Consider the following 14659-nt stretch of genomic DNA (forward strand, 5'->3'; position numbering starts at 1 on the left):
CTGACTACCTACGATCGGGTGGTCTAGACAAATTACCGGGGGTGGCACTTCACGTGAAAGTGCCACCCCCGGTCGTTCCGAGGGTCAGACGGTCAGCGTCCAGGAGGACAGGTAACCGGTGTCGGCCGGGCCGACGTCACGCAGCTGCAGCTTCCACGCGCCGTTCGCGGCCTCCGACGAGGCGTTGACGGTGTAGGTGGTGTCGAGGTTCGCCGTCGAGTCGCTGCTGGAGCTCTTCAGGCGGTACGACGAACCGTCCGGAGCGACCAGATCGATGACCAGGTCACCGCGGTAGGTGTGGGTGATGTGCACCTCGACCTTGGTGGTGCCGGACGCGTTGCGCGCGCAGCCGCCGACGGTCGCGGTGCTGCTCACCGCGGCACCCGGGTAGTCCGGGATGGTCAGCCGGGTCCCGTTGGTGACCGGCGCGCACGACGACGTGCTGCCGACACCCAGCGAGAACGCCGCCGTGTGGTCGGCGCTCGCGCCGTCGGCCGTCACGGTGATCGGGAACGTCCCGGTCGGCGTCGACGCGGAAGTCGCGATGGTCAGCGTCGAGGAGCCGCCCGACTGCACGGTGGCCGGGCTGAACGACGCCGTCGCGCCCGCGGGCAGGCCGGACGCCGTCAGCGCGATCGACTGGGCCGAGCCGGACGTCGTCGTGGTGCTCACGGCGACCTGGAGCGACTGTCCGGGTTGGACGGTCCCGGCCGTCGGGTTCAGGCTCACGGAGAAGTCGTTGCCCTGCGGCGCGGCGACGGCCAGCTTCCACAGCGCGTACCCGATGGCGTCGGAGTTCTTCTCCAGCGGCGCGTCCGGGATGTTCGACGTCGTGTCGCACGCGCGGTGGTAGCAGTTGTCGAACGCCGCACCCGCGGTGCCGCCCCACTTCTGGGCCTGCGCCGAGCTCTTGATGTCGCCGGCGCCGGTGGCCAGGCCGCCGACCGGGATGCCCGCGCTCTTGAACGACGCGTGGTCGGACCGCCCGTCACCCTCGCTGTCGCCCTCGGTCTGGATGCCGATCGAGGAGAAGTACTCGTCGAAGATCGCCTTGACCGAAGCGACGTCGTCGTAGACGAAGTAGCCCCAGTTCTTGGAGCCGATCATGTCGAAGTTGAGGTAGGTCTTGATCTTCGTGCGCTCGGCGCTGGGCAGGTTGTTGACGTAGTACTTCGAGCCGACCAGGCCGGACTCCTCGTCGGCCCACCAGCCGAAGCGGACGCGCTTGGCCATCGCCGGGTTGGTGCGGGCCAGCGTCAGCGCGGTCTCGAGGATCGACGCGCTGCCGGAGCCGTTGTCGTTGATGCCGGGCCCGGCGCTGACGCTGTCGAGGTGCGCGCCGAGCATGATGACCTGGCTCGCGTCACCCTGCGGCCACTCCGCGATCAGGTTCTGCGACTGCCCGAGGCAGCTGGTGCAGGTCTGCCGGGTCGTCGTGTACCCGGCGTTCTTGAGCAGGTTTTCCACGTAGGTCACGGAAGCCGCGTACCCGGCGCCGCGCGGGGAGCGCGTGCCGCCGTTGTTGTTGGCGATGGTCTGCAGCTGGTTGAGGTGGGTCTTGATGTTGGCCAGCGAGATGTCCGGCGCCGCGAGCGACGTGACCGGTGCAGCTGTAGCCGCGGGCGCGGTCACGACCCCTAACACAGCGGCCAGGGCGGTGACCCCGGCGCCGAGCTTCGTCTTCCACTTCATGGCGGTGAATTCCTTCTGGGTGGGGGAGGGGGACAGCCGTGAAGGACTCCTTACCGGCTCTTAAGGCCGGTAAGGAGTCCTTCACGGACTTGGGACTAGACGGTCAACGTCCAGGAGGACAGGTAACCGGTGTCGGCCGGGCCGACGTCGCGGATCTGGAGCTTCCACGCACCGTTCCCGGCCTCCGAGGAGGCGTTGACGGTGTAGGTCGTGTTGATGTTGGGCGTCGAGGAGGAGCTGGAGTTCTTCAGCCGGTACGACGAGCCGTCCGGCGCGACGAGGTCGAGCACCAGGTCACCGCTGTAGGTGTGGGTGATGTGCACCTCGACCTTGGTGGTCGACGACGCGTTGCGCGCGCAGCCGGCCACGGTGCTGGTGCTGCTGACCGCGGCACCCGGGTAGTCCGGGATGTTCAGCCGGGTCCCGTTGGTCACCGGCGCGCACGACCCGGTGGTACCGACGGTGAGCGAGAACGAAGCCGTGTGGTCGGTGCTGGCCCCGTCCGCGGTGATGGTGATCGGGAAGCTGCCGGTCGGCGTCGACGACGTCGTCGCGATGGTCAGCGTCGAGGAACCGCCCGACTGGACGGTGGCCGGGCTGAACGACGCCGTCGCGCCGGCGGGCAGGCCGGAGGCGGACAGCGTGATCGACTGCGCCGCGCCGGAGGTGATCGCGGTGCTGACGGTCGTGGTGGCCGAACCGCCCGGCTGCACGGAACCCGAAGCCGGGTTCAGCGCGACGGAGAAGTCCGGCCCGCCGCCGGTGCACGAGGCCGGCTCACCGGTCGCGGCGGTGACGGAGACGGCGTCCCACGCGGCCTTGGTGGTGTTGTACTCGGTGCAGCTGCCCGGGTAGAGCGCGATCGCCGCTTCGAGGGTCGCCTTGCGGGCGGCCTTGTGGTTCCACGACGACGTCTTCTTCAGCAGGCCGTTGTAGAAGATCTTGCCGGCCTTCTGGATGCCGAGCCCGGTGACCGACGAGCTGTTGCAGGTCGGGCTGTTCGGCTTGCCGCCACCGGGCGCGGAGCCCTCGGCGAGCAGGTAGAACCAGTGGTTCTGCGGGCCGGCCGCCGCGTGCACCTCGGTGCTCGGGATCGACGACGAGTAGCAGTTCGGGTCGCCGACCAGCGACGGCTGGTACATGTAGCGGATCGGGCCCTGACCGACCAGGTTGACGCCTTCGCCGACCTGGTAGTCCGGGACGTCCTTCGGGTTGTTGGCGTAGGCCTCGGTCAGCGCGCCGAAGATGTCACCGGTCGACTCGTTCATCCCGCCGTTCTCGTTGCCGGAACCGGCACCGCCCGGGGTGAACTGGAAGATGCCGTGGCCGAACTCGTGGCCGACGACGTCCATCGAGGTGGCCTGGCGCTGGTTATCCTGCGAGTGCCCGAAGTGGGTCGAGGAGCCGTTCCAGTAGGCGTTGACGTCGGCGAGGCCGACGGACGCCGGGTAGCCGGTGCCGCTGCCGTTGATGCCGTTGCGGCCCAGCCACTCGCTGAGCATCTTCCACTCGGTCTGGACGCTGTAGAGGACGTCGACGCAGCCGGTTTCGAGGTCCGTGCCGGTGCCGTTGCCCCACGCGTTGTCGGGGCCGCTGTAGACCGAACCGCCCTCGCGGCCGCAGCTGATGCCGGTGCGGCCCGGGTCGCGCATCGTGTAGGTGCTGCCGGACTGCGTGGTGTCGATCGAGACGTTGCCGACGTAGTAGCTGTTGCCGGTGCCGGCGACGTTCACCGTGCCCGGCTGAGCCTGGCTCTTCGCGCCGGAGGAGAACGTCTTGACGTCGTCCCGCTTGTCGAGGACCGCGCCGGTGGCGGCGTCGACGAACACGTGCAGGTTGCTCGGCGCGCTCGCGGTGCGCCCGGCGACGACGACCTCGTAGGCCAGCTTCGGCGTCGCCCCGGCCAGCACGACCTTCTCCGGCGTGCTCACACTGTCCACAGTGGCCAGCTGGGCGCGCGCGGTGGCGGCGGCCTTGGCGGCGTCGAGCCCGGCCTGGGTCCCGACGGTGATCGCCGCGGTCTCGGCCGCGCTGGTGCCGCGGACGCGCCCGGCGCCGTCGGCCACGACCACCGCGTCCCCGCCCACGACCCGCAGGCCCTGGTAGGTCCGCTGGTAGGCGCCGTAGAAGAGGCCGCCGCCACCGGCGGTCAGGCCGACGCGCCGGAACGCCTCGGCCGGGCCGCGCTTGAGGGCGTCGAGGCCGCTCGCGGCGGCCTGGTCGGCGGCCCGGGCGGCGGCCGCTTCGGGAGCGGCGGGTTGTGCTTGCTGCGCCGCGTTCGCCGGGGTCACCGGCAAAGCGAGCGTCATGGCGAGCCCGGCGGCGGCCGCCAAGCCCGTTCTGAACCCACGATGGGTCATCGAGGTTTTCCTTCCATGCAGGCACGACGGTTCGCCCGGGCACGCGAAACAGGGCGACCGGATCAGGGGGTACGGGGAACGTGTCCGGGGGCCTAACTGCAGGTATGCGTCCGGACGCATCCGAGTAAAGGATCAGGGGCCGGGGGCGTCAATGGGCCGAACGGACCAACGGCACGTTCCGGATTCATGGGTCAATTCGTACAAACCCGCCTGCAACTGGGGATTCTTCCCGGCGGGTGCCCCGGAACGACTTTCGTAGGGATTGTCCCGGACACCATCCGAACGCCGGATGGGTGTCGATCACCGAGAATCGTTAGTATTGCTCAGGAATCGTGCTCAGTCGGTTTCCGCGCCCAGCGCGATCAGGCCGTCGCGCAGCACGTCGGCCGCTTCTTCCTGACGGCCGGTCTCGCCGAGGAGTTCGCTGAGCGGACGCAACGCGCGCACGAGGACCCCGCGCGCCCCGAGCCCGGTGGCCAGCTCGACCGCCGCCCGCAGGTCTTCGGCCGCGCGCCGCTCGTCACCCCGCGCTCGCGCGAGGGAACCCAGCTGCAGCCGCAGCTCCGCCGCCAGCGCCGTGCCCGCCACGACGGCCGGGCGGATCTGGTCCAGCAACGCGGCCGCCGTCTCCAGCCGGCCCGCGGCCAGGTACTCCCCGGCCAGCTCGACCGTGATCGCCGGGACGTCGTCCGGCCACGCCGTCTCCCGCGCCGCGCCGAGGTCGGCCAGCGCACCGTCGACGTCACCCGCCCGGCCGCGGACCCGGGCGCGCGCCAGCAGGCAGTGCGCCATCGCCGGGTGCAGCGCCCGCTCCTGCATCAGGTCGTAGGCCGCGGCGATCGACGCCGCCGCGTCGGCGAACCGGTCCGCGGCCAGGTGGCTGCGGCACACCTCGACGTGACTGCGGGTCAGCTCGGCCAGTACCGCCGGCCCGCCCCGGGTGAGGCGCAGCGCCGCGTCGGCGTACTCCGAAGCCCGCTCCAGATCGCCTTGACGCAGGTGCCGCTCGGCCAGGCAGGCCCGCAACGTCAGCAGCATCGACGGCTGCGGGTAGCCGTCGCGCAGCAGCTCCGCGTGGCAGGTTTCCAGCAGGTGCAGCGAATACTGCGCCTCGCCCCAGTCGCTGAGCACGGCCGCGCGCAGCGGCGCCACCATCGCCCGCACCGGCGGCGGCTCGCTCGCCAGCGCGGTCTCGGCCTCCGCGACGTACTTCGTGCGCGTCTCGCCGCGGGAGTAGCCGGCCAGCCACAGCAGCGCGATGCCTTCCTGCCGCGGCCGTTCGAGGCGTTCGGCGCGCCGCCGGAGCCGCTGCATCCGCGGCGTCGCGCGGCGGGCGTCACCGAGCAGGAACCGTTCCGCCGTCTCGATGAGCTCGATGTCCAGCTCGAGCAGCTCACGCGGGGAGCTGCCGCCGAGGAGCTCGTCGGGCTCGATCCCGAGCTGCTGCGCGAAGAACCGCAGTGCGTCACCCGACGGTGTCCGCGCGCCCGTCTCGACCGACGAGACGTACGCCGCGGAGTACTGCGGTCCGGCGAGCTGCCGCTGGGTGAGCCCGCGCTCGGTGCGCAGTTCACGCAGGCGCTCGCCGACGGTCTCGCCGCTCACGCTCACGCGGTTCGCCTTTCCACTGGTACAGGATATGCCCGGAAGCCGCGCGGCGGCGGGGGAGTCACCCGCCGCCGCGCGGCGGGTATCAGCAGGCGCCGGCGTCGCTCCAGACGGCCCACGACCCGGGCGCGCCCGGCTCGGCCCCGGTCGAGTACCAGGTGGACGTCCACTTGTGACTGTTGTGGCCCACGACGTCGTTGGGCACGTACGCCTTCGCGGAGTCCCACTCGGCGAGGCCGGAGCAGCCGGTCGGCGGGGTGCCGGTGCCGACCGTGAGCGAGAACTGCGCGGTGTGGTCGGCGTCGGTGCCGTCACCGGTGACCGTCACCTGGCTGGTGCCGTTCGGGGTGGTGGCCGCGGTGGTGATGGTCAGCGTCGCCGCGGCGCCGGACTGGACGCTCGCCGGGCTGAACGTCGCCTTGGCGCCGTCCGGCAGGCCGGTGGCCTGCAGCTGCACGGTCTGCGCGCTGCCCGCGGTGACCCGGGTGGTCACCGTGGTCGACGCGGACTGTCCGGGTTGGACGGACGCCGACGTCGGGGAGAGCGTCAGCGAGTAGTCGTTGCCGGCCGGCGGGGTGCCGGTGCAGGTCGGCTCACCGCTGGCGGCCGTGACGGAGACGGCGTCCCAGGCGGCCTTGGTGGCGGTGAACTCCGTGCAGCTGCCCGGGTACAGCGCGATCGCGGCTTCGAGGGTCGCCTTGCGGGCGGCCTTGTGGTTCCAGGAGGACGTCTTCTTCAGGAGCGCGTTGTAGAAGATCTTGCCGGCCTTCTGGATGCCGATACCGGTGACGCTGGAGCCGTTGCACGTCGGGCTCGCCGGGGAGGCGTTGCTGCCCTGGGAGAGCAGGTAGAACCAGTGGTTCTGCGGGCCCGCGGCGGCGTGCACCTCGGTGCTGGGGATGGACGCCGAGTAGCAGTTCGGGTCGCCGACCAGCGACGGGTTGTACATGTAGCGGATCGGGCCCTGGCCGACGAGGTTCACGCCCTCGCCGACGACGAAGTCCGGCGTGTCCTTCGGGTTGTTGGCGTAGGCCTCGGTGAGCGCGCCGAAGATGTCGCCGGTGGACTCGTTCATGCCGCCGTTCTCGTTGCCCGAACCGGCACCGCCCGGCGTGGTCTGGAAGATCGCGTGGCCGAACTCGTGGCCCACGACGTCCATCGGCGTGGCCTGGCGCTGGTTGTCCTGGGAGTGGCCGAAGTGCGTCGAGGAGCCGTCCCAGTAGGCGTTGACGTCGTTGAGGCCGACGCTCGCGCGGAAGCCGCCGCCGGCCCCGTCGATGCCGTTGCGGCCGAGCCAGTCGCCCAGCATCTTCCACTCGGACTGCACGCTGTAGAGCGTGTCGACGCAGCCGGTTTCGAGGTCGGTGCCGGAGCCGTTGCCCCAGCTGTTGGTGCTCTTCGTGAAGATGGCGCCGCCTTCGCGGCCGCAGGCGATGCCGCGGCGGCCCGGGTCGGTCATCGAGTAGGAGCTGCCGGAGCCGGACGTGTCGATCGAGACCTGGCCGGCGTAGTAGGAGTTGCCGGTGCCCGCGACGGCCGCGGTGGTCGTCGTCGCGCCCTTGCCCGGCCCGGCGAGGGTGCGGACGTCGTCACGGGAGTCGAGGACCGCGCCGGTGGCCGCGTCGACGAAGACGTGGAGGCGGGTGGGCGTGGCCGCGTTGTGGCCGCTGACGACGACTTCGTAGGCGAGCTTCGGGGCGTCCCCGGCGAGCACGACCAGCTGCGGGGTGCTCGTGGAGTCCACCCGGGACACCTTGGCCCGGGCGATGCCGCTCGCCTTGTCGGTGCCGAGGGTGGCTTTGGTGGTCACGCTGATGGGCGCGGTCTTGGCGGCGTCGGTCGCGCGGACGCGCCCGGCCCCGTCGGCGACGACGACCGCGTCCCCGCCGACGACCGGCAGGCCGTGGTAGGTGCGCTGGTAGGAGGCGTAGAAGAGACCGCCGCCACCGGGGGTGACGCCGGTGCGCACGAACGCTTCGCTCGGGCTCTTGGCCAGCTGGTCGACGCCGTTGAGCGCGGCCTGGTCGGCGGCGACGGCGGCGAGCGCCTCGGGGTTCTGGGCCGGAGCTTGAGCGGGTGCCGCGGCGGCCGGGATCGCCGGCAGCGCGAAGGTCAGGGTCAGGCCGGCGATCGCCGCCAGCCCTCGTGGGGATCTCATGGGGAACCTTTCCGGTGGGACTCGGGGAGACCGTGCGCCCGGCCGGGTCGCGATGTGTCCGCCGGAATAACTGGTGTTATGGCGCCGGACGCATCCGAGTAAAGGTTCCACGGGCCTGCCGGTCAATGGGCCGAACGGCCCAGCGCTCTCCGGGAAAGATCACGCCGTCCCGGACATATCCCCAGGCAACGCCCGGTATCACCGACTGGTCTGAACCAATTCACTTACTTTCGTAGGAACTTGCGTTTCCGCCCGGATTCCCGGACCGCCACCCCGATTGGTCCACACCACTCGCCGTATCGACCCCCGATCACGCGAGTTCCGTCCCCAATCACGCGAGTTCCGTCCCCGATCACGCGAGTTACGGCTCTGATCACGTGAGACCCGTGCTGGAGCACGCCAAGCCGGTAGACCGGACTCGGGAGGGCTGTGTGACCGGGGCCGTCATCCGCGTGATCGGGCACGGGACTCGCGTGACGGGAGTCGTAACTCGCGTGATCAGGGGCGGAAGTTGCTTCTGGAGGGTCGGTTAGGCCGGGGTGTCGGTGACTTCGGCGGAGTCGAGGCCGCGGTGGTAGGCCGCGATGGCTTCGTCGAGATGACCACGTTGTCGTAGGACGTCTCCGAGCCGCAGGGACGTCGAAACCGCCGCCGCGTGCAGGGATGCCCGGGTCTGGATTTCCAGTGCTTCGCGGAGGAGACGGGTGGCGGCGGGCAGGTCGCCCTGGGCCTGGGCGATCTGGCCCAGCAGGCCCGTCGCCTCGCCGAGCGTCTCGACGTCCTGGGTGAGCAGCGGCAGCACCGCATCGACCAGCGACGACGCCTCGGCGAGCGCGCCCTGGCGCAGCCGGACCTCGGCCAGCTCGATCGTCGCGCCCGCGACGCCCTCCTCCGAGCCGATCGCCGCGAGCTGGTCGCGGGCCGCCGTCAGCTCCGCGCGTGCCTCCGCCAGCCGGCCCAGGCGGCGCAGCAGGTAGCCGCGGGCCCAGCGGCAGCGGGCCGCGTCGCGGTCGAAGCCGACCGACGCGAACAGGCGTGACGCCTCGATCAGGTCCTGCTCCGCCCGGTCGGCCTCGCCGATCGCCTGCCACACCTGGGACGCCTGCCGGTGGAACCGCGCCACGAAGTCCGGCCGCGTGGCCGACCGGATCAGCCGGCGGCCCGCCACCGCGGCCTGGCGTGCCCGGTGCAGGCCACCCATCTCCATCAGCGGGTGGATCAACGCGCTGAGCAGGCACAACTCGGCGTCCGGGTCGCCGGCCAGAACGCCGAGCGCCTCCTCGACGCGGGCGATCGCCGCGCCGGCGTCGCCGGTCAGGTAGCGGCAGCCGGACCAGCGGTGCACGATCATCGCCCGTAGCCACGGCGGCGCCGCGGCCGCCAGCTCCTCGGCGTGCTCCAGCGCCGCCTGCGCGCCCTCGACGTCGAACAGCTGCCACTTCACCTCGGCCTGGCAGAACCGCGCGTAGCACTCGACGTCGGCGAGGTGGTAGCCCGCGGCCTGCCGGCCGACCGACGCGAAGCGCGTCTCCGCGGCAGCGACGCGGCCCTGCTCCAGGTCCCGGTAGCCCTCGTCCAGCGCGTCCCGCAAGTCCGCGGCGACGCCCGGGGGGCGCCCGAACCGCAGCTCGTCGACGGTCAGGCCGAGCCGCCGCGCGAGGTAGGCCAGCATCTCCTCCGACGGCGGCCGGCTGCCGGTCTCGACCTTCGCCAGGAAACCCCGGTCGTACCCGGGCTCGGCCAGCTCGCGCTGCGTCCAGCCGCGGTCGGCACGCAGCCGCCGGATCCGCGTGCCGAGCGGTTCGGCGGGGGCCCTGGTCATCGTCCCACGGTAGGTCATCGGCGTGGATAGCGCGGAAACGGACATATTGACGCCCGCCGTCGGCTCAGGCTAGCGTCTAGATAGGAAACTTTCCTAACTAAGTGGAGGCCGACCATGCGCCTGCTGCCCCTCGCGACGGTGGTCGCGCTCGCGGCCCCGCTCGCCGCCACCCCGGCCGAGGCCGCGACGCCCGCGGAGGTGCGTGTCGACCAGGTCGGTTACGCGCTCGGCGAGGCGAAGCACGCGTACCTGCTCGGCGGCGCGCAAGGGACGTTCACGGTCGTCGACGACCACGGCCGCACGGTCCGCCAGGGTCGCACCGGGTCCAGTCTCGGTGTGTGGAACGACCGCTACAAAACCGTTTTCGACCTTGACTTGTCCACTGTGGACCGCCCGGGCACGTACCGGGTCAAGGCTGCGGGCGCGACGTCGCCGCCGTTCCGGATCGACACCGCGCGTCGCCTCTTCCGCCCGCTCGTCGGCGCCACCACCGCGTTCTTCCAGGCCCAGCGCGACGGCCACGACGTCATCCCGGGACGCCTCGACCGCAAGCCCGCGCACCTGGCCGACCGCCGGGGCGCCGTCTACGCCGAGCCGAAGTTCGCCGGCGAGGGCGGCGACGAAATCGTCGAACCGCTGACGCCGCTGGGTGGCCGGGTCGACGTCGAAGGCGGCTGGGTCGACGCCGGCGACTTCGTGAAGTTCACGTCCAACACGGCGTACTCGCTGGCCGAGCTGGGTTCCGTGCTGCGCGACGACCCCGACCCCGTGCTGGCGAAGGAGGTCCGCTTCGGCCTCGACTGGCTCGACAAGATGTGGGACGGCAAGACCAAGACGCTCTACGCCCAGGTCGGCATCGGCACCGGCAGCGAGGAGTTCGGCTTCCTCGGCGACCACGACGTCTGGCGCAACCCGCAGGACGACGACGCCCTCGACGTCAAGCCCGGCGACCCCGCCTACTTCGTCAAGTACCGCCCGGTGTTCCCCGCCGCGCGCGCCGGCGCCCCGCTCAGCCCGAACCTCGCCGGCCGCGTCGCCGCCGCGTTCGCGCTCGGCGCGCAGGTCCAGGCCCACCGCGACCCGCGCCTGGCCCGGCACTACCTGAGCGAGGCCGCCGCGGTGTTCGCGCAGGCCAAGACGGCGGACGTCGGCGAGCTGGTGACGGCCTTCCCGCACGCCTACTACCCGGAGTCGTCCTGGGAGGACGACCTGGAGCTGGGCGCGACGCAGCTCGCACTGGCGGCGCGAGCGTTGCACGACCCGCGCGCGACCGGCTGGGCCCGTGACGCCGCGAAGTGGGCCAAGACCTACATCGCGAGTGCCGACAAGAGCACGTTGAACCTCTACGACACCAGCGCGCTCGCCCACGCCGACCTCGCCGGGCTGCTGCGCACCGGCGTCCCCGGCGCCGCGCTCGGCGTCCGCGAACTGGCGGCCGACCTGCGCCGTCAGCTCGACGCCGGTGTGGCAAGCGCCGCGAAGAGTCCATTCCGGACGGCCGTCGACGTCACCGACTTCGACGCCGCCAGCAAGAGCTTCGGCTTCGCCGCGACCGCCCGGCTCTACCAGCGCGTCACCGGCGACCCCCGCTACGCCGCGTTCGGCGCGCGTCAGCGGGACTTCACCCTCGGGGCCAACGCCTGGGGCGTGTCGCTCGTGGTCGGCGTCGGCAGCGCGTTCCCGCAGTGCCCGCACCACCAGGCCGCGAACCTCGCCGGACCTTCGAAGGTGCTGTACGGCGCGGTCGTGAATGGACCCAACGGCGCGGCCAATTTCGCGGATCTGCCGTTCCCGGCGGGCGCGAAGGAATGCACCCGTCCGGATGAATCGTTCGACGGTCAGGGATCCCGCTACGCCGACGACTTGAGTTCATGGCCCAGTAACGAGCCGGCCATCGACTTCACCTCCACGGCGCTGCTCGCATTCTCGCTGTGACTCGTGGGGGCGAACCCCCACACCCCCACGCCGGCGGGCTCCGCCCCCGGACCCCCGAAAGAAGTGGTGGGCAGGTCGTAGCATGACGTAGTGAGCGAACAGTCTGAATTCCCCGACGGCCAGTACCCCGAGCGTCCGGTCGAGCGCCAGAAGGGCCCCGTGGTCCTGCGCGGCGACCGCCGTGACCAGGGCAGCACGACCGACCAGCGGCTGCTCGACTCGCGCGGGCCCAGCGACTGGGTGCACACCGACCCGTGGCGCGTGCTGCGGATCCAGGCCGAGTTCGTCGAGGGTTTCGGCGCGCTCGCCGAGGTCCCGCGCGCGGTCACGGTGTTCGGCTCGGCACGCACCAAGCGCGACCACCCGGAGTACGAGCTCGGCCGCAAGATCGGCGCGGCGCTGGCCAACGCCGGGTTCGCCGTGATGACCGGCGGCGGCCCGGGCGCGATGGAGGCCGTCAACCGCGGCGCGGCCGAGGCCGGCGGCTTCTCCGTGGGGCTCGGCATCGAGCTGCCGTTCGAGCAGGGCCTGAACCCGTGGGTCGACCTCGGCGTCAACTTCCGCTACTTCTTCGCCCGCAAGACGATGTTCATCAAGTATTCGCAGGCCTTCATCTGCCTGCCCGGCGGCTTCGGCACGCTCGACGAGCTGTTCGAGGCGCTGACGCTGGTGCAGACGAAGAAGGTCACGAAGTTCCCGGTCGTGCTGTTCGGCAGCGAGTACTGGGGCGGGCTCTACGACTGGATCGCCAAGACCGTGCAGGCCGAGGGCAAGGTCAGCGCGCACGACCTGAACCTGCTGCACGTCACCGACGACATCGACGACGCCGTCAGCGTGGTGCAGAACTCCTACCAGGCCTGGGAGGACACCCACTGATGAGCCGGATCTGTGTCTTCTGCGGGTCGTCGATGGGCTTCTCGCCGCGCTACGCCGAGCAGGCGGCGGCGCTCGGCAAGCTGCTGGCCCAGCGCGGCATCGGCCTGGTCTACGGCGGTGCGAGCGTCGGCACCATGGGCGTGGTCGCCGACGCCGCGCTCGCCGCGGGCGGCGAGGTGATCGGCGTGATCCCGGAGGCGCTCTCGAGCGTCGAGATCTCGCACGCCGGGCTGAGCGAGCTGCACGTCGTGAAGGACATGCACGAGCGCAAGGCCAAGATGGCGGCCCTGTCGGACGGCTTCCTCGCCCTGCCCGGCGGCGCCGGGACGCTGGAGGAGCTGTTCGAGGTCTGGACGTGGGCCCAGCTCGGCCTGCACGGCAAGCCGATCGGCCTGGTCGACGTCGACGGCTACTACGCCCCGCTGCTGACCTTCGCCGACCACATGGTGACGGAAGGGTTCGTCAAGGCGGACTACCGGCAGCTGCTGCTGACCGACCCGGACCCGGCCGTGCTGCTCGACAAGTTCGCGACCTACGAGCCGCCGGCTCCGCCGAAGTGGGCCGCGGGACCGCCCGGGATCTGAGCGCTCACGGCTTCGGTGCTCGCCCGGACGAACGCGGCCACCGCCCGCGACCGCGTCCGGTCGGGCCAGGCCAGCATGATCGAGCTCTGCGGCGCGTCGAGCACCGGCACGCACACGACGTCCGCCCAGGCGTGCCGCCGGACCGACGCCGGGAGCACGGCGACGGCCTGACCCAGCGCGATCAACGCCATCAGCTGCCCGGAGTCCCGCACCTCGGGGCCGCTCGTCTTCTTGTCCGTCCCCGGCCAGCGGGGCAGCGGCTCGCCGTCGAGGTCGGCGAGCACCAGGGCGCTGCGCCCGGCCAGCCGGTGGTCGCGGTGCAGGACCGCCACCTGGTCCTGGGTCAGCAGCAGCTCGGTGTCGAACCCGGCGAGGTCGTCGTGCGCCGGGTGCACGAACGCGAGGTCGACGCGCCCGTCGCGCAGCATCGGCGTCTGCTCGCCGATCCCGCAGACGACCACCTCGACCTCGACGGCGTCCGGGTCCTGCCGGTACCGGGGCAGGATCCGCTCGAGCAGACCGGCGTCACCGTCGGGTTTCGTCGCCACGAGCAGCTTCGGGACGGCCTCGCCCGCCCGCTGCGCCCGGCGCACCGCGGCGGTGACGGCGTCGAGCGCTTTGTGGCTCTCCACAAGGAAAACCGCGCCGGCGGCGGTCAGCGTCACCCCGCGGCTGGTGCGTTCCAGCAGCGGCACGCCCAGCCGCCGTTCGAGCTGCTGGATGGCGCGCGACAGCGGCGGCTGCGCCATGCCCAGCCGCTGGGCCGCACGGCCGAAGTGCCGTTCCTCGGCGACGGCCACGAAGTAGGCGAGCTCCCGCGTTTCCGGTTGCTGCATACCCGCAGGGTATCGGCCGATGCGGATCCGGTGTTGGCTCGAAGCGGCCGCGCGCTGGTGTGCTGGGGTCATGAACGAAATCACTCTGGTCACCGGCGCGAACAAGGGCATCGGCCGCGAGATCGCCGGCCGGCTCGCCGCCCTCGGCCACACCGTCGTCGTCGGCGCCCGCAGCGCCTCCGCCGGTGAGCAGGCGGCCGCGGAGATCGGCGGCTCGTCGGTCGTGCTCGACGTGACCGACCCCGCTTCGGTCGCCGCGGCCGCGTCCGCCATCGACGCCCGCTACGGCCGGCTCGACGTCCTGGTCAACAACGCGGCCGTCGCCGTGCCGCCGGGCTCCGACCTGGCGAGCCAGCGCCCCAGCACCGCCGACCTCGACGTCCTGCGCGCGATCTTCGAGACGAACCTCTTCGGCGTCGTCAGCGTGACGAACGCCCTGCTGCCGCTGCTGCGCCGGTCGGCCGCACCGCGCATCGTCAACGTCTCCAGCAGCGGCGCGTCACTGGCCCGCAACGCCGACCCGGGCAGCGAACTGCCGATCTCGGCGGGGTACACGCCGTCGAAGACCGCGCTGACGTCGTTGACGCTGCAGTACGCCAGGGACCTGCGAGCCGACGGGATCCTGGTCAACGCCGTCTGCCCCGGCCACTGCGCGACGGACCTGAACCGCCACTCGGGCCCCCGGACGGCGGCGCAGGGCGCGGAGTCGGCGGTCCGGATGGCGACGATCCCGAAGGACGGCCCGACGGGCACCTTCGTCGACGACGAGGGCCCGGTGCCCTGGTGAC

10 protein-coding genes are annotated in these 14659 nt (G+C 71.7%); 4 read left to right on the forward strand and 6 right to left on the reverse strand.

Annotated elements, in window-relative coordinates; genetic code table 11:
- Window positions 1-84: 84 nt before the first annotated feature.
- The 5 genes from MUY22_RS17610 to MUY22_RS17630 form a co-directional block, all read right to left on the reverse strand.
- Window positions 85-1692 (reverse strand): M28 family peptidase, encoded by a 1608-nt coding sequence (locus MUY22_RS17610; RefSeq protein WP_247060989.1) that lies wholly within the window; start codon window positions 1690-1692, stop codon window positions 85-87.
- 95 nt (window positions 1693-1787) lie between these two features.
- Window positions 1788-4052, reverse strand: coding sequence for a M4 family metallopeptidase (locus MUY22_RS17615; RefSeq protein WP_247060991.1), 2265 nt, complete (start codon window positions 4050-4052; stop codon window positions 1788-1790).
- Between the two features lie 336 nt (window positions 4053-4388).
- A complete protein-coding gene (locus MUY22_RS17620; RefSeq protein WP_247060994.1) occupies window positions 4389-5663 on the reverse strand; it encodes a helix-turn-helix domain-containing protein in 1275 nt (424 codons plus the stop codon).
- Window positions 5664-5745: 82 nt separating this feature from the next.
- On the reverse strand, window positions 5746-7818 hold the full coding sequence (locus MUY22_RS17625) for a M4 family metallopeptidase (RefSeq protein ID WP_247060996.1): 2073 nt from the start codon (window positions 7816-7818) through the stop codon (window positions 5746-5748).
- Window positions 7819-8347: 529 nt separating this feature from the next.
- On the reverse strand, window positions 8348-9640 hold the full coding sequence (locus tag MUY22_RS17630; protein WP_247060998.1) for a tetratricopeptide repeat protein: 1293 nt from the start codon (window positions 9638-9640) through the stop codon (window positions 8348-8350).
- Between the two features lie 114 nt (window positions 9641-9754).
- Here MUY22_RS17630 and MUY22_RS17635 point away from each other — a divergent pair, with 114 nt between their 5' ends.
- The 3 genes from MUY22_RS17635 to MUY22_RS17645 all read left to right on the forward strand — a co-directional run bounded on the left by MUY22_RS17635 (window position 9755) and on the right by MUY22_RS17645 (window position 13035).
- Window positions 9755-11575, forward strand: coding sequence for a glycoside hydrolase family 9 protein (locus MUY22_RS17635; RefSeq protein ID WP_247061000.1), 1821 nt, complete (start codon window positions 9755-9757; stop codon window positions 11573-11575).
- Window positions 11576-11665: 90 nt separating this feature from the next.
- Window positions 11666-12451, forward strand: a complete 786-nt coding sequence (locus MUY22_RS17640) for a TIGR00730 family Rossman fold protein (RefSeq protein WP_247061002.1) — start codon at window positions 11666-11668, stop codon at window positions 12449-12451.
- Window positions 12451-13035, forward strand: a complete 585-nt coding sequence (locus MUY22_RS17645) for a TIGR00730 family Rossman fold protein (RefSeq protein WP_247061004.1) — start codon at window positions 12451-12453, stop codon at window positions 13033-13035. Before MUY22_RS17640 ends, MUY22_RS17645 begins: the two co-directional genes overlap by 1 nt.
- On the opposite strand, the gene MUY22_RS17650 is transcribed toward MUY22_RS17645, so the two are convergent.
- Complete coding sequence (locus MUY22_RS17650) at window positions 12984-13871, reverse strand: LysR family transcriptional regulator (RefSeq protein WP_247061006.1); 888 nt, start codon at window positions 13869-13871, stop codon at window positions 12984-12986. The two genes, MUY22_RS17645 and MUY22_RS17650, sit on opposite strands and share 52 nt — an antisense overlap.
- Window positions 13872-13941: 70 nt before the next feature.
- Here MUY22_RS17650 and MUY22_RS17655 point away from each other — a divergent pair, with 70 nt between their 5' ends.
- Window positions 13942-14658 (forward strand): SDR family NAD(P)-dependent oxidoreductase, encoded by a 717-nt coding sequence (locus MUY22_RS17655; RefSeq protein ID WP_247061008.1) that lies wholly within the window; start codon window positions 13942-13944, stop codon window positions 14656-14658.
- The last annotated feature ends 1 nt before the right edge of the window (window position 14659 follow it).

This window comes from Amycolatopsis sp. WQ 127309, from assembly GCF_023023025.1.
GTDB lineage: Bacteria > Actinomycetota > Actinomycetes > Mycobacteriales > Pseudonocardiaceae > Amycolatopsis.

Coding starts and splice junctions, on each gene's coding strand:
- MUY22_RS17615 (WP_247060991.1), bottom strand. CDS start 4,052: ATGACCCATCGTGGGTTCAGAACGGGCTTGGCGGCCGCCGCCGGGCTC.
- MUY22_RS17635 (WP_247061000.1), top strand. CDS start 9,755: ATGCGCCTGCTGCCCCTCGCGACGGTGGTCGCGCTCGCGGCCCCGCTC.
- MUY22_RS17630 (WP_247060998.1), bottom strand. CDS start 9,640: ATGACCAGGGCCCCCGCCGAACCGCTCGGCACGCGGATCCGGCGGCTG.
- MUY22_RS17625 (WP_247060996.1), bottom strand. CDS start 7,818: ATGAGATCCCCACGAGGGCTGGCGGCGATCGCCGGCCTGACCCTGACC.
- MUY22_RS17655 (WP_247061008.1), top strand. CDS start 13,942: ATGAACGAAATCACTCTGGTCACCGGCGCGAACAAGGGCATCGGCCGC.
- MUY22_RS17645 (WP_247061004.1), top strand. CDS start 12,451: ATGAGCCGGATCTGTGTCTTCTGCGGGTCGTCGATGGGCTTCTCGCCG.
- MUY22_RS17610 (WP_247060989.1), bottom strand. CDS start 1,692: ATGAAGTGGAAGACGAAGCTCGGCGCCGGGGTCACCGCCCTGGCCGCT.
- MUY22_RS17650 (WP_247061006.1), bottom strand. CDS start 13,871: ATGCAGCAACCGGAAACGCGGGAGCTCGCCTACTTCGTGGCCGTCGCC.